The 25,185-nt window shown below is 59.2% G+C and carries 26 protein-coding genes; 16 read left to right on the forward strand and 10 right to left on the reverse strand.

Annotated elements, in window-relative coordinates:
- Nucleotides 1–55: 55 nt before the first annotated feature.
- A complete protein-coding gene (locus tag H6G07_RS23235; protein ID WP_242026959.1) occupies nt 56–2,227 on the forward strand; it encodes a hybrid sensor histidine kinase/response regulator in 2,172 nt (723 codons plus the stop codon).
- 209 nt (nt 2,228–2,436) lie between these two features.
- Here the strand turns inward: H6G07_RS23235 and H6G07_RS23240 are convergent, their stop codons facing one another.
- The 3 genes from H6G07_RS23240 to H6G07_RS23250 form a co-directional block, all read right to left on the reverse strand.
- Nucleotides 2,437–3,168, reverse strand: coding sequence for a TPM domain-containing protein (locus H6G07_RS23240; protein WP_139297177.1), 732 nt, complete (start codon nt 3,166–3,168; stop codon nt 2,437–2,439).
- 338 nt (nt 3,169–3,506) lie between these two features.
- Complete coding sequence (locus H6G07_RS23245) at nt 3,507–4,934, reverse strand: ATP-binding protein (protein ID WP_244901962.1); 1,428 nt, start codon at nt 4,932–4,934, stop codon at nt 3,507–3,509.
- Nucleotides 4,931–5,641, reverse strand: coding sequence for a response regulator transcription factor (locus H6G07_RS23250; RefSeq protein WP_073610715.1), 711 nt, complete (start codon nt 5,639–5,641; stop codon nt 4,931–4,933). The genes H6G07_RS23245 and H6G07_RS23250 overlap by 4 nt, the downstream gene beginning before the upstream one ends.
- Before the next feature lie 129 nt (nt 5,642–5,770).
- Between H6G07_RS23250 and H6G07_RS23255 the strand changes: the two genes are divergently transcribed.
- Nucleotides 5,771–6,340, forward strand: coding sequence for a hypothetical protein (locus H6G07_RS23255; protein ID WP_073610714.1), 570 nt, complete (start codon nt 5,771–5,773; stop codon nt 6,338–6,340).
- Nucleotides 6,341–6,417: 77 nt separating this feature from the next.
- Here H6G07_RS23255 and H6G07_RS23260 read toward each other — a convergent pair whose 3' ends face one another.
- Nucleotides 6,418–6,807 carry a hypothetical protein gene (locus tag H6G07_RS23260; protein WP_073610713.1) on the reverse strand — a complete coding sequence of 130 codons (390 nt, stop codon included), beginning with the start codon at nt 6,805–6,807 and terminating at the stop codon, nt 6,418–6,420.
- Between the two features lie 59 nt (nt 6,808–6,866).
- On the opposite strand from H6G07_RS23260, the gene H6G07_RS23265 reads away from it, so the two are divergent.
- The 3 genes from H6G07_RS23265 (at nt 6,867) to H6G07_RS23275 (ending at nt 9,385) form a co-directional block, all read left to right on the forward strand.
- On the forward strand, nt 6,867–7,556 hold the full coding sequence (locus H6G07_RS23265) for a response regulator transcription factor (protein ID WP_073610712.1): 690 nt from the start codon (nt 6,867–6,869) through the stop codon (nt 7,554–7,556).
- Nucleotides 7,549–8,838 carry a sensor histidine kinase gene (locus H6G07_RS23270; RefSeq protein WP_073610711.1) on the forward strand — a complete coding sequence of 430 codons (1,290 nt, stop codon included), beginning with the start codon at nt 7,549–7,551 and terminating at the stop codon, nt 8,836–8,838. Before H6G07_RS23265 ends, H6G07_RS23270 begins: the two co-directional genes overlap by 8 nt.
- Before the next feature lie 94 nt (nt 8,839–8,932).
- The gene (locus H6G07_RS23275) at nt 8,933–9,385 is read left to right on the forward strand and encodes a response regulator transcription factor (RefSeq protein ID WP_073610710.1); all 453 of its coding nucleotides are present in this window, start codon (nt 8,933–8,935) and stop codon (nt 9,383–9,385) included.
- Here H6G07_RS23275 and lgt read toward each other — a convergent pair.
- Nucleotides 9,382–10,251: a prolipoprotein diacylglyceryl transferase gene (gene lgt, locus H6G07_RS23280; protein ID WP_139297173.1), complete on the reverse strand. Its 870-nt coding sequence runs from the start codon at nt 10,249–10,251 to the stop codon at nt 9,382–9,384. The genes H6G07_RS23275 and lgt overlap by 4 nt on opposite strands.
- Before the next feature lie 224 nt (nt 10,252–10,475).
- Nucleotides 10,476–11,507, reverse strand: a complete 1,032-nt coding sequence (locus H6G07_RS23285) for a sulfate/molybdate ABC transporter ATP-binding protein (RefSeq protein WP_073610709.1) — start codon at nt 11,505–11,507, stop codon at nt 10,476–10,478.
- A gap of 349 nt (nt 11,508–11,856) precedes the next feature.
- Between H6G07_RS23285 and H6G07_RS23290 the strand changes: the two genes are divergently transcribed.
- From H6G07_RS23290 to H6G07_RS23315, 6 genes are all read left to right on the forward strand, one after another.
- On the forward strand, nt 11,857–12,933 hold the full coding sequence (locus H6G07_RS23290; RefSeq protein ID WP_073610708.1) for a sulfate ABC transporter substrate-binding protein: 1,077 nt from the start codon (nt 11,857–11,859) through the stop codon (nt 12,931–12,933).
- Nucleotides 12,934–13,025: 92 nt separating this feature from the next.
- Complete coding sequence (cysT, locus tag H6G07_RS23295) at nt 13,026–13,871, forward strand: sulfate ABC transporter permease subunit CysT (protein WP_073610707.1); 846 nt, start codon at nt 13,026–13,028, stop codon at nt 13,869–13,871.
- The gene (gene cysW, locus H6G07_RS23300) at nt 13,864–14,739 is read left to right on the forward strand and encodes a sulfate ABC transporter permease subunit CysW (RefSeq protein ID WP_073610706.1); all 876 of its coding nucleotides are present in this window, start codon (nt 13,864–13,866) and stop codon (nt 14,737–14,739) included. Before cysT ends, cysW begins: the two co-directional genes overlap by 8 nt.
- A 90-nt stretch (nt 14,740–14,829) precedes the next feature.
- Nucleotides 14,830–15,141, forward strand: a complete 312-nt coding sequence (locus H6G07_RS23305; protein ID WP_084173573.1) for an NIL domain-containing protein — start codon at nt 14,830–14,832, stop codon at nt 15,139–15,141.
- 83 nt (nt 15,142–15,224) lie between these two features.
- Nucleotides 15,225–16,025, forward strand: coding sequence for a Crp/Fnr family transcriptional regulator (locus H6G07_RS23310; protein WP_073610705.1), 801 nt, complete (start codon nt 15,225–15,227; stop codon nt 16,023–16,025).
- A gap of 30 nt (nt 16,026–16,055) precedes the next feature.
- Nucleotides 16,056–16,478 carry a GNAT family N-acetyltransferase gene (locus H6G07_RS23315; RefSeq protein WP_073610704.1) on the forward strand — a complete coding sequence of 141 codons (423 nt, stop codon included), beginning with the start codon at nt 16,056–16,058 and terminating at the stop codon, nt 16,476–16,478.
- A gap of 64 nt (nt 16,479–16,542) precedes the next feature.
- On the opposite strand, the gene H6G07_RS23320 is transcribed toward H6G07_RS23315, so the two are convergent.
- From H6G07_RS23320 to H6G07_RS23330, 3 genes are all read right to left on the reverse strand, one after another.
- Entirely contained in the window at nt 16,543–17,841 is a 1,299-nt protein-coding gene (locus H6G07_RS23320) for an FAD-dependent hydroxylase (RefSeq protein WP_073610703.1), read from the reverse strand.
- Nucleotides 17,842–17,913: 72 nt separating this feature from the next.
- Entirely contained in the window at nt 17,914–19,047 is a 1,134-nt protein-coding gene (locus H6G07_RS23325) for a glycosyltransferase family 4 protein (RefSeq protein WP_073610702.1), read from the reverse strand.
- 101 nt (nt 19,048–19,148) lie between these two features.
- Nucleotides 19,149–20,303 carry an NAD-dependent epimerase/dehydratase family protein gene (locus H6G07_RS23330; RefSeq protein ID WP_073610701.1) on the reverse strand — a complete coding sequence of 385 codons (1,155 nt, stop codon included), beginning with the start codon at nt 20,301–20,303 and terminating at the stop codon, nt 19,149–19,151.
- A gap of 305 nt (nt 20,304–20,608) precedes the next feature.
- On the opposite strand from H6G07_RS23330, the gene H6G07_RS23335 reads away from it, so the two are divergent.
- From H6G07_RS23335 to H6G07_RS23350, 4 genes are all read left to right on the forward strand, one after another.
- On the forward strand, nt 20,609–21,025 hold the full coding sequence (locus H6G07_RS23335; RefSeq protein WP_073610700.1) for a MarR family winged helix-turn-helix transcriptional regulator: 417 nt from the start codon (nt 20,609–20,611) through the stop codon (nt 21,023–21,025).
- Nucleotides 21,026–21,166: 141 nt separating this feature from the next.
- The gene (locus H6G07_RS23340; protein WP_073610699.1) at nt 21,167–21,970 is read left to right on the forward strand and encodes an ABC transporter ATP-binding protein; all 804 of its coding nucleotides are present in this window, start codon (nt 21,167–21,169) and stop codon (nt 21,968–21,970) included.
- Nucleotides 21,927–22,763 (forward strand): ABC transporter permease, encoded by an 837-nt coding sequence (locus H6G07_RS23345; protein WP_073610698.1) that lies wholly within the window; start codon nt 21,927–21,929, stop codon nt 22,761–22,763. Before H6G07_RS23340 ends, H6G07_RS23345 begins: the two co-directional genes overlap by 44 nt.
- Nucleotides 22,764–22,892: 129 nt before the next feature.
- Complete coding sequence (locus H6G07_RS23350; RefSeq protein WP_073610697.1) at nt 22,893–23,474, forward strand: NADPH-dependent FMN reductase; 582 nt, start codon at nt 22,893–22,895, stop codon at nt 23,472–23,474.
- 154 nt (nt 23,475–23,628) lie between these two features.
- Here the strand turns inward: H6G07_RS23350 and H6G07_RS23355 are convergent, their stop codons facing one another.
- Nucleotides 23,629–24,330: an SOS response-associated peptidase gene (locus H6G07_RS23355; RefSeq protein WP_073610696.1), complete on the reverse strand. Its 702-nt coding sequence runs from the start codon at nt 24,328–24,330 to the stop codon at nt 23,629–23,631.
- A gap of 234 nt (nt 24,331–24,564) precedes the next feature.
- On the opposite strand from H6G07_RS23355, the gene H6G07_RS23360 reads away from it, so the two are divergent.
- Complete coding sequence (locus H6G07_RS23360; protein ID WP_073610695.1) at nt 24,565–25,119, forward strand: hemerythrin HHE cation-binding protein; 555 nt, start codon at nt 24,565–24,567, stop codon at nt 25,117–25,119.
- The last annotated feature ends 66 nt before the right edge of the window (nt 25,120–25,185 follow it).

Raw genomic sequence — 25,185 nt, forward strand, 5'->3', positions numbered from 1 at the left:
GCAACTCCCCGTCTCGAACCACCGCAGTGGGCGCCCTCGGCCTCAAAATATAGAAATGCCTGACTTTATAACCCGTGGCACCGAACAGGTCATGCCCAAGGCTGCTCTAGTTTTGCTGGGGCAGTTTTTGCGTCAGTACTGCCAGCAGTACCAGCTGACCCTGCTCACCAAAGCTGACCTCCCCGCCGACATCCCTAACGACGGCATTTTTTGGTGCCTAGAGGGCCAAGACCTGGCGGTGGTAATCACGGCGCGCCCTCAAAATGACGATCGCATCGTGGTCGATCTCACCGCCGAGGCGGCAGAGGTAGAGTCGTTTTTAGCCCAGCGGGGCCTGGGTCGGCCCGTACCGACCACCAGCCTCAGCGCCCTCAGCCAGTTTATGCTGGCCTGGCTTCAGGCCTGTGCTGAGGTGCCGGCCCAAAGCTTCATCAATCGGCAGCGAGAGCGTCGCCTGCTGCTCAACCAGGTGATCACCAAAATTCAGGGCAGCCTGGAGCTGGGCGAAATTTTAGAAACCACCGTGGCTGAGGTGCGCCAGTTCCTCCAGGCCGATCGGCTGCTGATCTACCAGTTTGACCAGGTGCCCGACACCCCAGTTCAGCCTATGGATAGCGCTGCCTCTGCCCGCTCCAGCCAGCCAGGCCCGATCGGCTACATCACCTACGAGTCGCGATCGAGCGATCGCTTCGCCTCGGTGCTCCACTACACCGAAGACCTCTGCTTTCACGACCACCCCGACTACCCCCACCAGGAGCGTCGCTACCGCCACGGGCACCCCCTCGCCATTGACGACGTGGCCCAAGCCTACCCCCATGCCCCCTGCATGGCCACCTTTCTCCGAGAAATGCAGGTGAAGTCAAAGGCCGTGGCTCCCATTCTGGTGGGTCAGCAGCTCTGGGGGCTGCTGATTGTGCACCAGTGCGACGACCTGCGCCAGTGGCAACCCTGGGAAACGGAGTTTTTGCAGCACATTGCCGAACACTTGGCGATCGCCATTAACCAGGCCCAGCTCTACCACCAGCTCCAGCAGCAGACCCAAAACCTGGAGGTCTGCGTCGTCGAACGCACCCAAGACCTGCGCGATGCCCTGGTGGCCGCCGAAGCCGCCAACCGGGCCAAAACCGAGTTTCTGGCCACCATGAGCCACGAGCTGCGCACCCCCCTCACCTACATCATTGGCATGTCGGCTACCCTGCTGCGCTGGTCATTGGGCGAGCTCACCCCCCGCCAGCGCGACTACCTCGCCACCATTCAGACCAGCGGCGAGCATCTGCTGCGCGTCATCAACGACATTCTCGACGTGTCAAAAATTGAGGCCGGGCGCACCGTTTTAGAAGTGCGTCAGTTTTCCCTCACGTCCCTGTGTCGCCAGAGCGTCGATGCCTTTCGCACCGAGGCCACCCAAAACGATATCGACATCGCCCTCGACCTCAAGCTGCCCAACGGTCAAGATACCTTCTTGGCCGACCCCCGGCGGGTGCGACAAATTCTCGCCAACCTGCTCAGCAATGCCGTCAAGTTTACCGATGCCGGTGGCAAAATTGTGCTGCGCGTGCGGCGCGAGCAAAACGATGCTGTCTTTCAAGTCGAAGACACGGGCATTGGCATTTCGGCTGCCGCCCAATCCTTGCTGTTTAGCAAGTTTCAGCAGCTTGAAAGTGTGCTCCAGCGAGAACACGCGGGCACGGGCCTGGGCCTAGCCCTCACCAAGCAGCTAGTCGAACTCCACGGCGGCTCCATCAAAGTCAGCTCAGAGGCCGGTAAGGGTTCAATTTTTACCGTCAGAATTCCGCTCCAGCGCTTGAGCGAACCCCTCGTAGCTGAGCCAGCCCTCACGGCTGAACCGATCGTGGGGCGCATTGTGCTAGTCGAAGACAACGAAGAAACCGCCAGCGTCATCTGCGACATGCTCACCGCCGCTGGCTACCAGGTGATCTGGATTGTGGACGGATCGCGAGTGCTCGACCAGGTAGAGCTGCTTCAACCCGCTGCCATGATCACCAGCCTCAGCCTCGCCAGCGCCGATGGCCGCGATATCATTGCCACCCTGCGCCAGGGATCAGGCTCCCCAGGGCGAAAAATTCTGGCCCTAGTCGATCTAGACAGCCCTGAGCAAACCGAGCAAGCCCTTAAAGCCGGGGCCAACGACTGTATTAGCAAACCCATTGACCCCCGACAACTACTGGCAACAGTCAATGCCGTTATGGCCGCCCAGCCGGTGTAGACGGTTGTGCAGAATGTCTTGACCGAGGGGGCGATCGCTCCATCACAGATGTATTTTGGGCTATAACAGCCCAAAATACCAAAGTTCAAGTCTGCCGATTATTCTTCAGTCCTGCGCCCCAGTTCCCATTCCCAAAACAGCGCGGGCATCGTTCTGACGAACGATGCCCACATCCACATCTCTTGCCGCTTAAACAAAATCCCTCGCCTTTAGGTCTCAGAATTGGAGGCTTGATTACCCAGGATTGGCGTGAGGAAGGCCACCAGTGCACCAATCAAAAAGCCTGCGATGTTACGAGTTAGGGGCAGCCAGTCACTGGTACGGGTCACCACTGGGCCAATGCCAAAGGCAAAGAACAAAATCCCCCACAGCGGCGAGAAGATCAGCACCCACTGCCAGGCAAAAATCTGATCGGGTTTGCGAGGATGGGCCGCGAAACCACAGATCACGCCGCCGACGATGGAGGTGATGAGCGTTAGCACCCACTGCTCCTGGGGCAGACCAGGCACCACGTTGCAGCCCCCCTGGCGCAGGCAGCCCTGGATCGACTCAAGGGCGCTGAGAATAGAGTTGTCTTCGCCGTTTTCGCGCACAAAGAACTGATTGCCGTAGCGGGTTTGCAGCTCAATCCAGAAGGTGCGGGGCAGCAGGTCGTAGACGGCATCACCCACGCTGAAGTTGAGCAGGTTGCCGCCGCGAGGGTCAGCCACCAGCATGATGCTGCGGTCATCAAGGCCCCAAAAATCTTTTACCGCGCGGCCTGGGGTTTGGTCGTACTGGGTCAGCACCCGCAGCTTCCAGCCGGTTTCGGCCTCAAAGTCGTTGAGCTTAGAGTCGAGACTCTCCTCTTGGCGGGCGCTGAGCGACTTGGCCAGGTCGATGATGGCGGTCTGGGTGTCGGGTAGGAGTTCGGGGTTGTCGTAGGCCAAAGCCGGTGCCATCGGCAGCCAGGCGCAGAGGCTTACTACACAAATGACCAAAATGTTTAGCGCGTGTCTCATACTGACTTGCCGTAAGAACATGGAACTGACAACGACGAAGGCGGCCCACCGCTGGCCCAAGGTAAAGCCAATAGTGGAGTATTTTCCTTAATTTAGTCTATACCTTTGTTAACAGTTGTTTACATAACTCTAATATTTCTCTGCTCTTCGGGCAAGGCTACCCTTCACCTTGGCCAGACCTAGACTTGCAGCTTTGTAGGCTGGGTGGAGCGCTGGCGGAACCCAAGCAGGCCCATCAAGGTTGGGGCGCACTGCGTTTCACCCAACCTACGGGAGCCCTAGTTTTTAAGCTTGGCAACGGACTTGGTATCGGGCAGGTGCAGATCAAACCGGGCCTCTCCATCGGGGCTAGGGGCCAGCACCAGATCGCCGCCGTGGGCTCGGGCGATTTCGCGGGCGAGGCTCAGGCCCAGGCCCAGCCCTTCGGTTTGGCGATCGCGGGCAGGCTCGCCGCGATAAAAGCGATCGAACAGGCGGCTGGCCTCGGTGGCGGTGAGGGGCGTGGTGGCGTTAGTCAATGTGATCTGCACCTGGGACTGAGCACGGCGGGCTTGGACTCGTACCCAGCCCTGGGGCAGGTTGTATTTGGCCGCGTTGGTGATCAGGTTTTGAATCAGCTGGGCCAGCAGGTCGCGATCGCCCATTACCCTCAGGCCCGGCTCAATCTCAGCCGTCACCGTCAGGTCGGGGGCCAGCAGCGAGAGATCCTCCAGCTGATCTTGCACCAGGGCGCTGAAATCGACCGGCTGGCGCTGAATGCTCATTTGCCCGGCATCGGCCAGCGACAGCAGCAGCAGCTTGCGCACAATCCCGCTCAGGTGGCGCACTTGGTCGAGCAGTTGGCTGAGGGTTTGCTGGGCCGCTGAGCCGGTTTCGACCTGCTGAATGGCCCGCTCTAGCTCGCCCTGGAGAATGGTGAGGGGCGTCTTGAGTTCGTGGGCGGCGTCGCCGCTGAAGCGGGAGGCCTGCTGAAAGCTGCGCTCTAGCCGCTCCAGCATGGCGTTGAAGGCGGCAATCAGCGGCGCAAATTCGGGGTCGGGGTCGGCGGGCACCCGCTGGTGCAGCCCCTGGGCCGTCACCTGGCCAATGCTCTGGCTGAGCTGGCGCACGGGCCGCAGCGCTTGACCGGCGATCGCCCAGGCTCCGCCCCCAATCACCAGCAGCAGGCCGGGAATGGTCAGGGCGTAGATGCGGCGCAGAGTCACCATCTCTTGGCGTAGAACGTCGAGGTTGGCGGCGATCGCCAGCTGCCCCAAAGGCGTAGTCCGCACCGCCACGCGCCAAGGCCCATCGGGCGTTCGCACGGTCATCAATCGACGTGGCCCCCGCCGTCCCGGGGTTGGACTGGGCACAGGGGAAATCTGGGCGATCGCGCTGGGCCACTGGGGCGACTGATAGACCACTTCCCCCGTGCGGCCCACCAGCAACAGCCCGACTTCGGCATCGGCGGGCAGGCCCAGGTCTTGGGCCAGGGCCGATTCTGGGTTCGGGGGAATGGCGGGGCGATCGGGCCGTTCCCCACGATCGCCGGGGCGACCCAGGGGAGTAATACGCTCCAGCCGGGCATCGAGGCTGTCGAGCTTGGCCTGGTAGATCAGCCAGCTCGACAGCAGGGCAAACCCCAGCAGCGCCCCTCCGGCTAGGGCGGCAGACCACAGCGCCAGCCGCAGCCGCAGGGAAAGTCGGGGCAGCGGCGATCGCGTCACGGGCGTTCCCCTCTGGAACTTGCCGAATTGCTCTCGTCAGGGGGGCGAAAGCGGTAGCCCACCCCGCGCACGCTCTCGATCCAATGGGCGGCCTCTAGGGGGTCGAGCTTTTTACGCAGCCGCTGAATGGCCACATCGACGACATTGGTGCTGGGGTTAAAGTCGTAGCCCCAGACATGCTCCAAAATTTGGGTGCGGGTTAGCACTCGACCGGGCGATCGCATCAAATATTCCAGCAGGTTAAACTCCCGCGCCGTCAGCTCGACCTGGTGCCCGCCGCAGGTGACTTCGCGGGTGATGCGATCGAGGCGCAGGGGGCCAGCGGCCAAAAAATTCTGCCGTTCACCGCTGCTGCGCCGCACCACCGCGTGCATGCGGGCCACCAGTTCTTCGACGTAGAAGGGCTTAGCGATGTAGTCGTCAGCCCCCAGATTTAGCCCGGCCAGGCGATCGTCTAGCTCGTTGCGGGCGGTGATTAAAATTACCGGCACGGCGTAGCCCGCCCCCCGCAGCGCCTTGAGAATGGCCAGCCCGTCCATGCCCGGCACCATGATGTCGAGCAGCACCACGTCGTAGGTGCGATCGGTGGCCAGGGCGTAGCCCTCGGTGCCGTTAGGGCAGGTATCCACCACAAAGCCCTGTTCTTGCAGCCCCTGGGCCACAAAACTGGCAATTTTGGCCTCGTCTTCGACTAATAAAACGTTCATAGATGTTCACAACCTAGCACCGCCAGCGGGTCACAAAAATGACAAAGCTGTAATTTGGTGGCCATGGTTTTGCCATAGTGCCCAGGCTTAATAGGAATCGTCAACCTCAATCACCGGAGCCAATTATCCATGGCAATGCATCGTTCACTGCTGACCGCTGCCCTGGCCGCTGCCCTGGTAAGCGGTCTGGGCTTGGCCGCCTTTAGCCAAACCACCCAAGATCAACCCACACCCCCTGAAGCCACCCCAACCGAGCCCGGTCAGCGGCCCGAGGGCCGGGGTCGAGGTCACGGGGAAGGGCTGGCCAATGCCGCAGCGGATCTAGGCGTTAGCGAAGCCGCGCTGCGGGAAGCCCTGGGCCTACCTGCTGAACCGCCGCCGCGCCCTGACCTAGCCGCCGCCGCCGCCACTGAGCTGGGGGTAAGCGAAACTGAGCTGCGGGAAGCTCTGCGCAGCGGCAGAGATGGCGATCGCGGTCAAAGACTGGCCACCGCCGCCACGCAGCTCGGCGTCACTGAAGCCGCTTTAAAAGCCGCCCTGGGCCTGCCCGCCGAGCCGCCCGCCCGGCCTGACCTGGCCGCTGCTGCCGCCGAACTAGGCGTCAGTGAAACCGATCTCCAGGAGGCCCTGCGCAGCAACATGGGAAGAGGCCGGGGGCCAGGAGGCTGCGCCCCCGAGGGCAGTCCCCCAGCGCAGTAGTTCCTGGCCATAGTCAATCGTCACTTCCCCGGCTGCACCCTGGCTATCTCGGCGAGATGGCCAGGGTGCTTTTTTAGCTAGTCAATGCGGTAGCGAATTAGGGCGCGCACGTCGGCGGGCTGGAGGCCCAGGTCGTCGGCTAGGGCCTGCTCGATGTCGGCGTAATCTACCAGGGGGTACTCAAACTCCATTTCTTGCAGCGACGAGCCGCTGGTGCGGACACTAATTTCGGTCACTTGAGACTGGAGGTCGATTTCGGCATCGAGGGCGAGCACGGTGACATCAAAGGAGACGGTCACCGGCTGGACACCAGTGGTGTCGATCTGGCGATCGCCGCCGTAGGTTTGACTCAGCACGCGGCCAGTGAACCAACCACTGCCCACCCACACCGCCCCACCAGTCAGCACCAGGGGAGCGACAAACCCCAGGCCAATTTTCAGGTAGCGCTGGAGGTGGTGCATGGGCATAGCTGGCCTTAAAGTAGGTAACTGGATGACAGGGTTCGCCCCTGGGAGAACCACCGCCGATGAAGATTCTACTGGTTGAAGACGATCTGGCGCAGCTTCACCCGCTTCAGCAAGCACTGATGAAAGCCAACCATCGAGTCGATGCGGTGGCAGATGGGCTGGTGGCGCAAACGCTGATGGGCGATCGCCCCTACGATCTGCTGGTGCTCGACTGGATGCTGCCCCAGGTGAGCGGCCTAGAGCTGTGCCAGGGCTACCGCCGCCTGGGCAAGACCGCTCCGGTGCTGCTGCTCACCGCCAAAGACACCACCGCCGATAAGGTGATGGGGCTCGATGCCGGGGCCGACGACTACCTGGTAAAACCGGTAAACCTCAGCGAATTTTTGGCGCGGGTGCGGGCGTTGGGGCGCAGGTCGCCCCTGTGGCTGGGCGATCGCCTCACCCTAGACGATCTTGCCCTCGACCTCAACACCCTGATTTTGGAATGCCCCCAGGGCTCGGTGCAGCTCTCAGGGCGAGAGTTTCAGCTGATGGAATACCTGCTGCGCCATCCCCAGCAGGTGCTGACCCGCGACCAAATCGAGCAGGCCCTGTGGGATTGGGATATGGCCCCCGAGAGCAAAGCCGTGGCCATGCTGGTGCACCGGCTGCGCCAGCGCTTGCAGACCGTGGGCGCAGACGCCTGGCTGCAAACCATCTACGGCATGGGGTATCGACTGGCCAAGCCCGCCCAGGAGCCCCATGTTTGAGCGCAGTCGTCTCAGCTTGGCCCGCTGGTTTACCCTATCGATGGGCGGCATTTTGGTGCTATTTGCCGGGCTGCTCTACGTTCGCGAAGCCCGCGATCGCCTCCGCACCTTCGACCAGGCTCTCTACACCACCGGCCAGGTGATCTCCTCAGGGGTCGAAGAAATCAGCCACGGTGACCGCCGCCGCATCGATCTCGAAGACGCGCCCCTCTTGGGCAGCGACGCCATCCGCATCGACACCAGCATCGTCCTTGCTCGGTGGTATACCCCTGAGAAAACGCTGATGCAGTTTATGGGGCCAATCCCACCGCCCACGCTGGAGGATGACCTGGGTTTTCAAACAGTTTTAGACCCGGCTTCAGCTCGTCAGCTGCGGCAGCTCACCCTGCCGGTATACCGCGATGGGCAAATTTTGGGCTATCTCCAGGTGGCAGCCGGGCTCGACCCGGTGGTGCAGCCCCTGCAAAACCTGCGCTGGTTTTTGGCCCTGGGGGTACCGGCGGCCCTGGGGGCGATCGCCGCCGTGGGCTGGGGGCTGGGGGGCATGGCGATGCAGCCGATTCGCGCCGCCTACCAGCGATTGCAGCAGTTTACCGCCGATGCGTCCCACGAGCTGCGTGCCCCCCTGGCGGCGATCGTCAGCCACGCCCAGCTCGGCCTGATGGAACCTACCTCGCCCCAGGAGCAAACCGCCTGCCTGCAAACCATTTCTGAGGTGGGCGAGGGCATGAGCACCCTAGTGGGGCGGCTGCTGTTTTTAGCTCGCCACCAGGGCCAGCAGCCCTGGCAGATCGGGCCGCCCATTGACTTGGTGGCCATTCTCACCCCGCTGGTGGCCGACTATAGCGCGGTCATGGCAGCCCAAAACCTCACCTTTACGGCCACCCTGCCGCCCGCGCCCCTGTGGCTGCGGGCAGAACCCGACCTGCTGCGTCAGGCGCTGATCAATTTGTTAGACAATGCCCGGCGCTACACCCCCGCTGGCGGCACCGTTGCCCTGCGTGGCGAGGTGCAGCACCGCTGGGTCGTACTGCGGGTAGAAGATTCAGGCATTGGCATTGCCGCCGCCGACCTACCCCACATTTTTGAGCGTTTTTACCGGGTCAGCCCGGAGCGATCGCGCCAGTCGGGCGGCGTCGGCCTGGGACTAGCCATTGTGCAGCAAATCATTGCCCTCCACGGTGGGCAAATCCAGGTGAGCAGCCAGCCCCAGGTGGGCACCCAGTTTGAGATTCGGCTGCCGCTGGCGACACCGCCCCGCCAGTTTCCCAAAAGACCCTAGCGCGCCGTCGCCGAAACCCTGGTGTTACTTTTGGCCTGCACACTGGGGAAGAACGCCGCAGACCGCGAGGTCTGCCCACAGGAGGTGGTTAGTGATGACACGCCTAGGCCGTACCTTAGCCCTGGTAGCCGATCGGCAACTGACTAGCGATGCCCCAGGGCCGCGATCGCCCCGCATTTTGGTCACCGCCAACCGTCTGCGTCTAGCCGCCCTACTCGAAAAAGCACTGTGTCGTCAGGGTTGGTTGCCCACGGTGGCCCCTAGCCCCCACGCAGTGATTGAGGCCATGCAGCACGCTACCTTTGACCAGATTTTGCTCGATGCCGACCACTTTCAAGCCGATATTATTTCCCTGGTGGCGGCGGTTGATCGACAGCGGTCTGAGGTGCTTGTGCTGGCCCAAGATTACTGCGTCGGTGGCCTCAACCTGCGTACCCTAGTGCCTGCCCAAGATATTTTTCTCAAGCCCTTCTCGACCCAGCACCTAGTGGGGGTGCTAAAGCAGCGACAGGCTCAGCGGCTCTTCCCCAGCGCGATCGGGGCTTAGCCGCCTTTGATGACATCGGGCAGCGATCGCCGCCCGACATAGAGCCACAGCAACCCAGCCACCCCCAAAACAATCCCCGTCAAACTCACCACCTGAGCCATGCGCAGCGGCCCCAGCATGAGGCTATCAAGGCGCAGACCCTCAATCCAAAGGCGACCCAGGCTATAGGTGGCGAAGTAGACCAAAAACAGCGTGCCCGTCTTCAGCCGTTCGGGATGGCGCAATCCCCAGAAAAATAGCCACAGCACCAAGGCAAACACCCCCAAGTTCCACAGCGATTCGTAGAGAAAGGTGGGGTGATAGTACTCCACCGCCTCCAAGCCGAGGGGGCGCTGGGCGGGGGGAATGTAGACTCGCCAGGGTAGATTGGTCGGCCTGCCAAAGGCTTCGGAGTTAAAGAAATTGCCCCAGCGGCCAATGGCCTGGCCCAGCACCAGGGCCGGGGCCACCACATCCGCCAGCGCCCAAAATGACAGTCGATTGAGGCGGGCAAACAGCAGTGCCGCCAGCATGCCGCCCAAGATCGCGCCATGAATGGCAATGCCCCCCTGCCAGATGGCAAAGGCACTCAGCGGGTTGTCAGCATAGCGATCCCACTCAAAGGCGACGTAGTAGAGGCGGGCAGCGGGCAAAGCCCCCAGCACCAGCCAAATCGATAGGTCGGCAACCGCCTCGGGGTCAAGGCCGCGCCGCTGGGCCAGCCGTTGCGCCAGGGTAATGCCAATCGCCAGGGCGATCGCAATCAGCAGCCCATACCAGCGAATGGTCAGGGGTCCCAGCTGAAAGATAATCGGCCCCGGCGACGCCAGTTGCGCCAATCCGCTGACCGCCATCTCCAGCCCCAGTTCTATACCTGCTAACTCCATGGCCCGCCCACCTGCTTACGTCTTGGCCCCCGGCTCGGGGCCAAAACCACTATGACATTATATTGAGGCTCCCTGGCGAGCGATCGCCAGGCTAAACACTGGTTTGAGGCCAAGACAGCAAGTTGCCGGGGAAGGTTTTTGGTGCCGTCAAAACCTTCCCCGGCAAACTAGAACTGCGCATTTAACCGGTTCACTGAGTCTAGGGGCAACCAGACCTTTGGGGGTTAAGCCACCGACGGCGCAAAACCCGACGCAGTGGCAAAGCTGCGAATCAGCTTGGCCCGTAGGTACACTGTCTGCCCTGTCTCAATGCCTAGGTCGCGATACTGCTCGCGGTTAATGTGGGCGGTGATGGGGTGGCCATTGTCGAGGGTCAGCTCGATGCGAATCGTCCAGCCTAGGTGAATGATGTGGTTGATCGTGGCGGCGACGCTGCCGTCGCGATGGCCGGTGAAGATCTCGATATCATGGGGCCGCAGAAACACCTCGCCGTGGGTAGGGGCATCGCGGTGGAGCGACTTCCACGTGTTGTCGGGGGAGAGCACGTTGACCGCGCCGATAAAGCTCATCACAAAGGGAGTGGCGGGATTTTCGTAGATCTCAGCGGGGGAACCGACCTGCTCAACCCGGCCATGGCTCATCACCACGATTTCATCGGCAATCTCCATTGCCTCCTCCTGGTCGTGGGTGACGAAGACGGTGGTGACATGGACATCGTTGTGGAGGCGGCGCAGCCAGTCGCGCAGATCTTTGCGCACCTTGGCATCGAGGGCACCGAAGGGCTCGTCGAGCAGCAGCACCTGGGGCTCGACGGCAAGGGCCCGCGCCAGGGCCACCCGCTGTCGCTGCCCGCCCGACAGTTGAGCGGGGTAGCGATCGCCCAACCCATCGAGCTGCACCAGATCGAGCAGGGTATCGACCCGATTCTTGATGCGCTCTGGGGGCCACTTTTGCAGCTCTAGGGCAAAGGCCACGTTTTTGCGCACGGTGAGGTGCTTAAACAGCGCGTAGTGCTGAAACACAAAACCCACCTGGCGATCTTGCACCGTTTTGTGGGTGGCATCTTGGGCCGAAATGTAGATTTTCCCGGTATCAGCCTTTTCTAAACCGGCTATCACCCGCAGCAAGGTCGATTTACCCGAGCCCGATGGCCCCAGCAGAGCTACCAGAGAACCACTCTTGATATCCAAAGTGATGGGCTCCAGGGCCTGAAAATCCCCAAACCGCTTTGAAACGTTGTCTACTCTAATTCCCACGGGTGTTTTCCAAAATCTACAGTGTGCTTCGACCAGGGCGCGATACCCCAGTGAAGCGGTGTCGCTTTCCCCAGGGTCGCTTGGAACCTAAACCTCGGCAGCCGGGGCCGGACATGACTGAGTCTTACAGGGGCGATCGCCCATTCACCGAGCTGCAATGTGACCCTACGCTACCCCACTCACAATAAAAATGCAACTCATCCAAAAACAGGGGTGAGCTAATTTTAGAAAAATGTACAAATGACTTCAACTTCATTTTGAATCTAAGTTCAAAATTTTGTGATACAGTCCGTAAACGTAATCCTCGAAAACCCTATCGAGATACCGGAGATTCTTTGGAGAGCTACCCATGACCTCACCTCAACGTTATATTTCGCGGCGATCGGCAATCTTATTTGCGGCTGGCCTGGGGCTAGCGGGCACCCTGGCCGCCTGCGGTAGCACCACATCGACCCCCGAGGCCAGCACGGGCGACGCGACCACCGCTGCCGCTGGCCCCGTAGAGCTGACCCTGGTTTCCTACGCCGTGACCCAGGCCGCCTACGAGCAAATCATTCCTAAATTCGCCGAGAAGTGGAAAGCCGAAACTGGCCAAGAGGTCACCTTTAGCCAGAGCTACGGTGGCTCAGGCTCCCAAACCCGAGCCGTGCTCGACGGCCTAGAGGCCGATGTCGTCGCCCTGGCCCTAGCCGGAGACACCAAAAAAATTGAAGAAGGTGGCCTGATTGAACCCGGTTGGGAAGGCGAAGCTCCCAACAATGCGATCGTGCATTCCTCCGTGGCGGCGCTCGTTACCCGGGAGGGCAACCCCAAAAATATTCAGGGTTGGGAAGACTTGGCCCGCGACGACGTGCAGGTAGTCACCGCCAACCCCAAAACCTCCGGCGGGGCCAAGTGGAACTTTTTAGGGGCCTGGGGTTTTCAGACCCAAACCGGTGCCGATGACGCCGCTGCCCTAGACTTCGTTACCAAGGTCTATCAAAACGTGCCGGTACTGCCCAAGGATGCGCGGGAATCCACCGACGTGTTTTTCACCCGAGGCCAGGGAGATGTGCTGATCAACTACGAAAACGAGGTACTGCTGGCCGCCCAAAATGGCGAAGAGCTGCCCTTTGTGGTTCCCGATGTGAATATTTCCATCGATAACCCCATTGCGGTTGTCGATGCCAATGTGGATAAGCACGGCACCCGCGAGGTCGCTGAGGCCTTTGTGGAGTTCCTGTTTACCCCCGAGGCCCAAGAAGAATTTGCCAAAGTGGGCTTCCGCCCCTCTGACCCATCGGTGGGTGAAAAGTTTGCCGATCAGTTCCCTAAAGTTACCACCTTGTTTACGGTGGCTGACCTGGGCGGTTGGGAAGAAATCGACAAAAAGTTCTTCGCCGATGGGGCAATCTTCGACCAGATTCAATCGAAGGTCGGCAAGTAGGTAGATGGCCCTTACCTAGCCCGCTCTAAACGAGAGCAGGCTGGGGTGAGGGTCGCTCGGGATTGACTAATCGACCTGTTTTCTCTGCACCCATGACTTCATCCCCACCGTCTTCATCCCCAGGTCTTTGGCACCAGATTGTTCACGCCTCCTGGACCTGGCGGGTCACCTGGCTCTATCTCACCCTGTTTTTGCTTTTGCCGATGGCGGCGCTCGTGCTCAAGGCTCTGACCCTAAACCCGGCAGAGATTTGGCGCATTGCTACCGATCCGGTAGCCATCTCGACCTACAACGTCACCTTTTTTACAGCGCTGGTGGCCAGCATTATCAACGGCTTTGCTGGGCTAATTATTGCCTGGGTGCTGGTGCGCTACGAGTTTCCGGGCAAGCGATTCTTAGACGCCATCATCGACTTGCCCTTTGCTCTGCCGACGGCGGTGGCCGGTTTAACCCTATCGACGATCTACAGCAGCAACGGCCTGATTGGCGGCTTTCTAGAGCCCTTTGGCATCAAGGTGTCGTTTACCCGTCTGGGGGTGCTGGTGGCGATGATCTTCATCGCGCTGCCCTTTTCGGTGCGGACGGTGCAGCCAGTGCTGCAAGACATGGAGTCAGAAATGGAAGAGGCCGCCTGGTCGATGGGGGCGTCCCAGTGGCAGACCTTTTGGCGGGTAATTTTGCCGCCGCTGATGCCTGCCATTCTCACCGGAGTGGCCATGGGCTTTTCGCGGGCGGTGGGTGAGTACGGCTCCGTGGTGATTATTGCGGGCAATATTCCCTTTCAAGACTTAATCGCCCCAGTGCTGATCATTCAGCGTTTGGAGCAGTTTGACTACGCCGGGGCCACGGTAGTTGGCACGGTGCTGCTGCTGATTTCGCTGTCGGCACTGCTGGTGATCAACCTTATTCAGGCCCGAGGGAGGCGCTTCTATGGCTGATTCATCTTTAAACCAACCTATTGCCGCCCCAGGATCCAAGGCTCGGGATGCAAGCAGGTTTCAGTGGGGCAAGTGGCTGCTGGTGGCCTTTGTCTTTGGCTACCTGGCGCTAATTTTGCTGGTGCCGGCCCTCAACGTATTTATTCAGGCGTTTAAGGCGGGATTGCCTGGGATACTTGACACGTTTAGCAGCAAGTTCTTTTTACATGCGGCGAAGCTGACGTTGATTACGGCAGTGATCACGGTGCCGCTGAACACGGTATTTGGGCTCTGTGCGGCGCTGTCGTTGGCCAACAAAAATTTTCCGGGGCGATCGCTGCTGATCAGCATCATCGACCTGCCCTTCTCGATTTCGCCCGTGGTGGCGGGTCTGATGCTGGTGCTGCTGTTTGGCAACCGGGGCTGGTTTGGGCCATTGCTTGATGCCAACGGCATCAAGATTATCTTTGCGCTGCCAGGCATCGTTATGGCCAGTATCTTTATCACCATGCCCTTTATTGCCCGCGAGGTGCTGCCCGCCCTCGAAGAAAACGGCATCCAGCAAGAAGAGGCCGCCGCCACCCTGGGGGCCACCCAGTGGCAGACCTTCTGGCGGGTCACGCTGCCGTCAATTAAGTGGAGTTTGCTCTACGGCCTAATTTTAACTAATGCACGCACCATGGGTGAGTTTGGGGCGGTGACTGTGGTCTCGGGCAACATCGTGGGCAAAACCCAAACCCTGCCCCTCTTTATTGAAGAGGCCCATGTGCAGTACAACAGCCAGGCGGCCTACACCGCCGCCCTGTTGCTGGCGTGTTTGGCGGTGGTCACCCTGGTGCTGAAGTATCTGCTGGAGCGCAGTGCGGGCATTCAGCATCGAGGGCATTAGTCCAGTTTAGGGTTGAGCGCCAGGTCTTGGGTCGGTCAGAGCGATCGCCCGATCGCCAAATTTTGCAGCTTACAGTTCAGGAGGTTCCCCATGTCATCTGTTTCTCCCGACTACGGTCTTGAGGCTTTGCACCTGAAAGACCCTGAAAGCCTGATTCACACCGAAGTTAAGATCCGTATTCCCAAGGCGCGCCACCCCGACCCGGTGATCTCAAACCTGATCAACCGCTACGGTCTCAAGGTAAATATTTTGGGTGCCCTGCTCGGGGCCAACGGCCAGGAAGACGGCTGGTTTGATTTGGCGATCGAGGGGCGCGCCGCCACTGTCCACGAGGCGCTGCTAGATTTGGTGGAGCTAGAGGCCGATCTGTGGTTCAACACCGATGCCGACGACGGCTACTGAAATAATCGAGATTGCGGTCAAGAATTCTTGAGCAAGCGTAGTTTTCGAGGGACAATGGCGGGGTAACAAACCCGTAGTGCAGTATGGCAAGGCAAAAAGGCCAGGTTTCGGCGACCGATGCCGTCGAAACTTTGACCACGAAGAGCTTTTTGTTTCAGGGACTGGAGGGCAAAGACCTGCTCAAGGGGTTAGATCCCAGCGTCCTGGTTATAGAAAAGCTGTACTCCAACCGGCCAGTGTATACGGCCTTTCGTCCGCAGACCTGGCTAGAGCACCTCTACGTAGTGGTTGAGGGCGGCCCAGTAATTATGCGCAGTACTCCCCTCGACCGGGTGATGGCCATGACCTATCCGGGGGCCTGTTTTGGCATGCGCAATTTGCCGGTGGGGTTTGGGCCGGTGGTGCGGGCGTTCCCCAGCCTGGTAGAAGCTTATAAGACCACCGACGTGATCAAGGTGCCGGTGGCGGTGGTGCAATCGCTGTACGACCAGCATGAAATCTTTCGCGATCGCTACTCGCTGTTATTTGAGCTGCGCGAAAAGTTTCAGTACCACCTGCTCAATTGCAGCACCTATCCCCCCCAGGCAGTGGCGGCACTGCTGCGGGCGCTGATCTATCAAGAGCGCAGCTTGGGCAGTCAGCCAAGCCGGGGCGGTAGCCCCACCTACTGCTTTGATCTGCCCATTGATCTGATCGCTCGGGCCTGCCAGCTCAACCACCGCACCGTCGAGCAGGTCTTAAAGGGACTAACGAAGGCAGGCTATATCAAAACCAGCAAAACCGCCGAGTCGGCCAACGACCAGGTGCACGTAGTCGACCCCGAAGGGCTAAAGGAAGTGTACGGAGCCACCCGCGATAAGGTGTCGTGGTGGCCTTTAAAGTAAATCCCTACATTGCGCTGAACCCGATCGCCTATGCAGATTAGACCCGGCCAGGCGACAGACAGCGGTGCGATCGCGGCCCTGCTTACCGACCTCGGCTACCCCGTCACCGCCGAGTTTGTCACCCACAGCCTCCAGCGGCAGTTGCCCCATGCCGATGCAGCCATTCTCGTCGCTGTGGAGCAAGACACCGTCGTCGGCCTGATCTCGCTGCACTTTATTCCGCAGCTAGCGCTGCCGGGTGACTTTTGCCGCATCAGCTACTTTTGCATTGCCCCGGGGGCACGGGGGCAGGGGATCGGGACGGCGCTGGAGACAGCGGCCAGTGAGCTGGCCTGGGCGCGGGGGTGCGATCGCATTGAAGTGCACTGCCACAGCCGCCGCGAGCAGGCCCATCGGTTTTACAACCGGCAAGGCTACATTGAGTCGCCCAAATATTTGATCAAGTCCGCCTAGCTCTGAGCCAGAGTCATGGGCTATAGCTCAGGCGTGAGCCGCTGTGGATTGATTGAAGGTCAACTCACCGGACAGAATTAGATCCTTGCCGCCCCAGCTGGGCCAGGCGAGGCACTCGCCCAAGGCGACCGGTCATCAGCCGTAGGGCCAGCCGTTTGACGGGGGGAACGTGGCTGAGCACCCAGAGCCCACTGCGCCGCAGCACTACTACAGGCAGCAACCGGTTTGAGAAAATGCGGGTCAGTCCATCGGTAAAACTGAGAATGACCCAGTTTTCTAAGCGTCGCCAGCGTTCATAGCGGCGCAGCACAGAAAGACTGCCCAGGTCTTGGCCCTGCTGATGGGCAGCCGACAACACGTCTGCCAAAGCCGCTGCGTCACGAATACCCATATTTAGCCCCTGCCCGCCGACGGGGTGGCAGCTATGGGCCGCGTCTCCCACCAGGGCCAGGCGAGGCAAAACGTAGCGATCGCACTGCATTAGCTGCACCGGAAACATCGCGGGCGCAGTCAATCGCCTGAGCTGCCCCATCTGGTGGCCATAGCGCTTTTGTAGCTCAGCGATAAACTCGGCTTCGGGCAGGTGCAAAATGGCCTCGGCCTCGGCGTGGGGGACTGTCCACACTACCTGGCAGCGCTGGCCGGGCAGGGGCAGAATGGCGAAGGGGCCGCTGGGCCAAAAGCGCTCGTAGGCGGTGTTTTGGTGGGAGTGCTCGGGGGCTAGTACTGCCGTGACACAGGACTGACGGTAGCGCCAGCCAAAGCTGCCAATGCCCGATCGCCGCCGCAGCAGCGAGCCCTTGCCATCAGCGGCAACGAAAAGGGGCGATCGCACCGTGACATCGCCCTCGGGCATACTCACCGCCGCTACTGTGCATTCCCCCTGGTCGTGGATTTCCCCCAGGGTGGCTGAGCAGAGGTAGTGAACGTTGGAGAAGGTGGCGATCGCCCCCTGGAGTGCCGCCATCAACACCCCATGTTCAGCTCCGTAGTAGACCGCATTGGTGCCCAAATCGCTGGGCAAAAACCGCACAACCTTGCCGTAGTCGCCATCGGAGAGCTGCACCTGGTCAAAATGACAGATGTGCGGCCCAACCTGCGGCCATAGCCCTAGCCCCTTAAAAATATCCGCCGAGGTGAGCGAGAAAGCATAGGCCCGCTGCCGCGAAGCCGCCGCCGCCGCTGTCTGAGCCTCAATCACAGCAATCTGCATGCCGCTGGGGGCAAGGGCTGCCGCCAAGGTTAGCCCAACTATACCGCCGCCAACAATGGCCACATCTACCGTTAAATCCGCTGGTTGAAGAGCTAGCTGAGGGTAATCGGATGGGGAAGGCGAGCTAAATTGCGGAGTGGTAGCGGTCATAGGTGCAGAGGTTCGCCGTTGTTATAGCTTTATTCTGACCCGATTATCTGGAAGAAATCAAGGTAAAACGCCTTAAGCGGCCATGGGCAGCGATCGCTGCGCCAGCACCTGCCGATAAAACTGTTGCAGCTGTCGAGTAGCGGCTGCCCAGCCCCACTGCTCGGCCTCGGCCACGGCATTGCGACGCATCAGCTCGTGTTCGGCTTTGGATTCGATCAGTCGGCGGGTGGCGGCGATTGCCCCTTCCTCATCGGTGGGGTCAAACAAAAAGCCGTTGACGCCGTCGGTGACAATGTCGGGAATGCCGCCGGAGTTGGCCGCCACCACTGGGCAGCCCGCCGCCATCGCTTCGAGCAGCACCAGGCCCAGGGTTTCGGTGCGGGAGGGAAACACAAAGGCATCGGCAGAGGCATAGGCCGACGCTAGGTCTTCGCCGCCCAGGTAGCCGACAAAGTTAGTGGGGGTATCGGCGAAGTGGGCCTCTAGCTCGGCGCGGTAGGGGCCGTCGCCCACCAGGGCCAATCGGGCACCGGGGATGGCCTGGAGCACGGGCTTGATGCGATCGATTTCTTTTTCGGCGGAAAGGCGACCGATATATAGGAGTAAGGGCGCTTCGGGGTGGCCGCCCGAGAGGCGATCGCGCATCGCGGCACTGGCCAGCTCAGGGCGAAACAGCTCGGTATCGACCCCACGCTGCCACACCTCAATATTGTCCACACCATGCTCTGACAACTCAGACTTCATGGCGGTGGAGGTAACCAGGTTGATCTGGGCCTGGTTGTGCATGGCTTTGATTAGCTCCCACATCAGCCCTTCGAGCATGCCTAGGCCATAGTGCTCTAGGTATTTGGGGAGGTGAGTGTGGTACGACGCCACCAGCGGCAGATCTAAGGTTTTGCTGTAGTAAATGCCCGCCAGTCCGAGGACTGCCGGGTTTACAACATGGACTAGGTCAGGCTGAAAGTTCTCCAGCGCTTCGCCAATGGACGGTCGCGGCAAAGCCAGCTTTAGCTCTGGGTAGAGCGGCAGCGGAAAGCCAGATACGCCGTGAATTTTTGCCCCTCGATACTCGGTTAAGCCTCCCTCTGGGGAGAACACTAAAACCTGGTTGCCCTGGCGCTGCAAGTGATCAACGGTGTGCTTAAGACGGGTCACAATGCCGTCTACTTTCGGCAAAAAGGTCTCGGTGAAGAGAGCAATCCGCATAAAAATTGAGGGGGCTAAAGAAGATGATTGAAACTAGAAAAACAAACCTGTAAATGGGCCAAAATTACGCTGTAATTTTGGCCCATTTACTCACGTAATCACTAATCGCGCCGCCACTGAACCTTGGGCAGAATCTGGTTCTTATCGACGCGATCTTTGTACTTGACCGCGAAGTTGAGCAGGCTGTCGAGCAGTGAGTCAGACAGCAGGTGGGGCTGTAGACCCAGCTCTAGCAGGTTGGTGTTCTTGGCGTTGAAGTAGTGCTCTTCGGCCTCGACGCGGGGGTTGTCAATATGGTCAATTTCGACATCGACGCCCAGGGTGTTGCCTGCTTTCTTCACCATCATGGCTAGGTCGCCGACGCTAAACATTTCGGTGAACTGGTTGAACACACGGAAGATGCCGGGGTCGCCAGGGTTGGCGATCGCAATTTCTACACAGCGCACGGTATCGCGAATATCTAGAAATGCGCGGGTCTGACTACCCTTGCCGTAGACGGTCAGGGGGTGACCCACCGCCGCCTGCACACAGAAACGATTGAGGGCGGTGCCAAAAACGCCGTCGTAGTCGAGACGGTTGATCAGCAGCTCGTCCATGCCGGTCTCTTCGGTGAGCACACCGTAGACCACACCCTGGTTGAGGTCGGTGGCGCGCAGGCCCCACACCTTACAGGCGAAGTGAATGTTGTGGGAGTCGTGTACCTTGCTGAGGTGGTAGAAGGAGCCGGGCTGCTTGGGGTAGGGGAGGGTGTCTTTGCGACCATTGTGCTCAATGGTGATATAGCCCTCTTCGATGTCGATGTTGGGGGTGCCGTACTCGCCCATGGTGCCTAGCTTGACGAGGTGGCACTCGGGGAAGTGGTCGCGCAGCACGTAGAGCAGGTTGAGGTTGCCCAGCACGTTGTTGGCCTGGGTCAGCACAGCGTGCTCCCGGTCGATCATCGAGAACGGGGCCGATCGCTGTTCGCCGAAGTGAACCACCGCGCCGGGTTCAAACTCAAGCATCGTCTCCTCTAGGAAGGAGTAGTCGTTGATGTCACCGACGTAGAGGTCGATGTGCTTGCCGGTGAGGTCTTTCCAGCGCTGGAGGCGGCTTTGGATGGGGGCAATGGGGGTCAGCGTCTCGATCTGAAGCTGAGCATCCCAGTGGCGACGCACCAAGCTATCAAGAATCCCGACTTCGTAGCCACGATTGGAGAGGTATAGGGCGGTTGCCCACCCGCAATAGCCGTCGCCGCCAATTACAAGGACTTTCATATCAATGCTTCAATCTCTTTGCCGATACCAAGACAATCTACCAGGTTTGGAGGCCCTGTAAACCATCGAACGAAAGATTGGGGAACCGGAAAGATTTTTTTACAGAAGACAAGTTGAGCATCAGCTTGAGGCCATTCCTGAGGTTTTAGAGCTTCTTCAATCGGTGGGCTTGACTGAGCTACAACTGCCCCACAATTTGCAGATATTCAGCTAAGCTAACTGTTAGTTAAACTAACTATTAGTCGAGAGCCTATTTGCCTGTGGTTACCCAAGCCCTAACCCCAACCCAGTGCGCGGCAAACATAATGACGACGGTGCCGGCGGTGACGCGGTTTTTGCGTGCGGGCATTCGTCGCCACGGCAAGCCCCATCTATCGCTGTCGCAGCTGCGAGTGCTGTATTTTTTGCGGCGGCGATCGCAGTCCTCCCTGTCAGAGGTGGCTGACTATTTAGATGTCACCCGGCCCACCATGTCAGTCATGGTCGAGCGCCTGGTGCAGCGGGGGCTAGTCAACCGCATTAGTGATCCCGTTGAGCGACGGCGCATCATTCTCACCCTGACCCCCGCAGGCGCGGCGGAGATGGAGCGGGTTTACGACGCCACCCTGCAAACCGTGGCCGATCGCCTAGAGGGGCTGTCTGAGGAGCAACTTCAGCAAGTGAGGGCGGGGCTGGTGATTTTGAGCGCTCTGTTTGATGAGCCGATGGGGGTGGGGGGGTGACGGGAAGAATGCAAAATTCAAAGTTTCTCCTGCGGAGACGCTGCGCGAACAAAATTTTGCCTTTTACATTTTGAACTTTTCACTTTCCACGCCCCTACTCCCTCACTCTCCACTCTCTCACTCCCCACCCCTCTCAGACCTATGCCGATGATTGAAATTCAAGAACTAACGAAGCGCTTTGGCACCAAAACAGCCGTCGATGGTTTCTCCCTCACCGTAGAACCGGGGGAAATCTTTGGTCTGCTGGGGCCAAATGGGGCGGGCAAAAGCACAGTGATTAAAATGCTCACCACCCTGCTGCCTGCCAGTAGCGGGCGGGCCGCGATCGCTGGATACGACCTTGGCCGCCAGCCCGCCGGGGTGCAGCGCAGCATTGGCTACGTGCCCCAGGCCCTCTCGGTAGACGGCAACCTGACCGGCTATGAAAACCTGCTGATTTTGGCCAAGCTCTATAGCGTGCCCCGGCGACAGCGGCTCGATCGCATCCACGCTGCTCTGCACTACGTCGGACTCGACCCGGTGGCGAATCGCCTGGTCAACACCTACTCCGGCGGCATGATTCGGCGGCTAGAGATCGCCCAGGCCACCCTGCACCGGCCCCCGGTTTTATTTCTCGACGAGCCCACGGTAGGGCTTGACCCAGTAGCCCGCAAGACCATGTGGGATCTGATTTTGCAGCTGCGGCGCGACTACCAGACCACCGTGTTTCTCACCACCCACTTTATGGAAGAGGCGGATGTGCTGTGCGATCGCATCGCCATGCTCTATCAGGGGCAACAGGTGGCGATCGGCACCCCCGCTGCCCTCAAGGCCACCGTGCCCCACCCCGAAGCGACCATGGATGATGTCTTCATCCACTACACCCAAAATCCACTCACTACAGATAACGAAGGAAGCTATCGTGACACGTCAACCACACGCCGCACCGCTAAGCGGTTGGGCTAGCCCCAGCCGAGTTACCGCCCCCGTGGGGGACTTTATTGCCAAGGCCTTAGTCGCCGCCGAGCTAGAAATTCGCAAGCTGCGCCACGACCCTATTCAGCTATTTACCCGCGCCGTGCAGCCAGTGCTGTGGCTGACCATCTTTGGCCAGGTGTTTACCCAGGTGCGGGGCATCCCCACCGGCAACCTCAGCTACATCGACTTTATGACGCCGGGCATTTTGGCCCAAAGCGTTCTATTTATGTCAATTTTTACCGGGCTGCTGGTGATTTGGGAAAAAGACCTCGGCATTTTGCACAAGCTGATGGTCAGCCCAGCGCCCAAGGCGGCGCTGGTGCTGGGCAAGGCGATCGGGGCCGGGGTGCGGTGTCTATCGCAATTGCTGATCATCTATATTGTGGCGGCGCTGATGGGCGTCGCCATCAACTGGAACCCCCTCGCAATTCTTGGCGTAGCCCTGGTGGTGATGCTAGGGGCAGCGCTGTTTTCGACTTTTTCCCTCATCGTTGCCTGCTGGGCGCAGACTCACGAGCGGGTGATGGGGGTAGGCCAGCTGATGATGATGCCGCTGTTTTTTGCCAGCAACGCGATTTACCCAATCTCGATCATGCCCGCCTGGCTTCAGGTGGTGTCGCGGCTCAACCCCCTAACCTACATGGTCGATGCCCTGCGCCAGCTAATGCTGGTAGAACCGGCAGGCAGCTACCCTCTGGGGCTGAGCCTGGGGATTTTAGTGGCAGTGGCCGCTGTGCTGATCGCCTTTTGCGGACGACTGTATCCACGTCTGGTGCGATAGGGGGCAGCACCAAGAATGAGGGAACATGCGCTAATTCGCCAGGGCGATTCTCTCGCGGAAGTTTCAGGTTAGAACAATAGGATGGGGCAGGAGTTAGTAACATTCGTATCCTGATTGAGGTTGATTCCTATGGCCTTTAAAACCGTAGTGTTCTATGGCTCTTATCGGCGCGATCGCAACGGTATTCGGGCCGCCAGGTTCCTACTCAACCAGCTAGCTCAGCGCGGCCATACCACGGTGTTTGCCGATGCTCTAGAGTACGACTTTGGCCTGCTCGATCGCATGTATAAAGAGTACGAACCCGGTCAGGCTCCAGCCAAAATGGAGGAATTGGCCGAGCACATTCGCACCGCCGACGGCTTTGTGGTGGTAACGGGCGAATATAACCACTCCATACAGCCGGGGTTGAGCAATTTAATGGATCATTTCCTCGAAGAATACTACTTTCGTCCGGCGGGGATTGTGTCTTACTCCGTGGGCGGCTTTGGGGGTGTGCGGGCCGCCGTTCACCTGCGGGTGATGCTGGGCGAGATGGGCATGCCAACAATTTCGTCGATGTTTGCTATTTCAAAAATTACGGAAACCCTCGATGCCGAAGGCTCTCCCCAAGATCCCGCTTTGGTCAAACGGCTGGACTCCTTTTTAGATGAACTGGAGTGGTATGAAGAAGCCCTGCAACGTCAGCGTCAGCAGAAAGGTAAACCCTTTTAAGGCGTTGCTGAATTGAGGTATGAATCTGCAAAAGCAACAGTTGCTGCATCGGCCCCCCAACCCCCCAAGTTTGGGGAACTTTGAAGTCGTCCGGTTCCCCCCAGAATTGGGGGGCTAGGGGGGCAAATCATACTGCTGATCAGCAACGCCCCTTTTAATCGCCCTCTGGTACTCCTTCATCCAGGGGTTCAATACAGTCTGAGGAATCGTGTTGGGGCTTGTTGACCATCGTCGAAACCGGGTAGCGATCCATCGCTTCAGCCTCGTAGGGACACAGCATCCCTTGAAGCGTTTGGGGCTGATAGTAGTCAGGGTCGAGCCAGGCAGCGTAATCTTCAGGGGCCAAAATCACCGGCATGCGGGTGTGAATCGGCTCCATCAGCTCGTTGGCTGCGGTGGTGAGAATGGTGCAGGTTTGCAGTTCGCCGCCGCTGGCCGGGTCGTTCCAGTGTTCCCACAGCCCGGCAAAGGCGAAGGGCGTGTGGTCTTTGAGAAAAATGTAGTGGGGTTGCTTAGTTTTCTGCCCCGGAATGGTTTCCCATTCATAAAATCCATCGGCCAAGATCAGACAGCGACGGCGCTTAAAGGCAGCACGAAAGGACGGCTTTTCGACCACGGTTTCGGCGCGAGCGTTGATCATGCGGCTGCCGATGGCAGGGTCTTTGGCCCAGCTAGGAATTAGCCCCCAGAGCAGAAAGTCGAAGTGGGGCTCTGAATTTTCGGGGGTAGCCACCACCGTTGCGATGGGCTGACTGGGCGCAATGTTGTAACGCGGCATGACGGGGGGAATAGACCGCAGCAAAAAGTCATCAGCCAGGTCATCACCGGTTTTGTTGAGACTAAACCGTCCACACATTGCCCATCTTCCTGCTTGCACACTATCGCTATGGTAGCAATTGGGTAAGGTAGCCCTGGTCTGCTGTTAGGTGGATGGTGTGAGGTTATTAGGGCATAGGGCAGAACCACCTTGCTTTTGACAGTCGATAGGGCTTTCGACTCGAACCTTTCTAAAGAGGGAGGGTGCCCCTGAATTCCCACGGAATCATAAGAAATGTCACACGATCAAACTTCTAATTAGGAAATATATCTAATGACTGATACGACAACCTTAGCAACCAAGCTTGCTGACCTAAAGCTTTTTCAAAATGTCTTGATTGACACCGAGCAAAAGCTAATGGCAGCCACCGATGATCACACCATTCGTGAGCGTCTGGAAGGGATGCTGAAGAGCGATCGCGCCAACCTCAGCAACATCGATGAGGCTGTGACTAAACTAGGTTCTGCCGCAGAGCCACGCGACATTACCCAAAAACATGCCGAGGCCGTCACTAAGATGATGGATGGCTCAGAACTATCGCTATACGACAAGTTTTTTCAGCTTGAATTGCTAAAGCACCAGCAGACGATGAATGGTTTAGTGCTGCACAAAGTGGGTCAAACCTTGAGCGATTCGCTTCAAAATGCTATGGAGCCGCTCAATAAAGTCAACTTTGAAAATCGGGCCCACCAAGAAGTTCTTAAGGGCGTGCTTTACTTTGTTGGCACTCGTGAAATAGCGGGTCAAGAGCCTGATATGGGTCTGTGGGCCAGCGTTGAGCAGGGTATTGCGGCTCTCAAAGGGGCGATCGGCAGCGCTGTTAGCTAGTCTTTAGTCGTTAAGCAAGGGGGGCAAGCCTCGGCCTGCCCCCTTGCTTTGCGTATCATTTTTGTG

The sequence above is a fragment of the Phormidium tenue FACHB-1052 genome (assembly GCF_014696675.1).
GTDB lineage: Bacteria > Cyanobacteriota > Cyanobacteriia > Phormidesmidales > Phormidesmidaceae > Nodosilinea > Nodosilinea tenuis_A.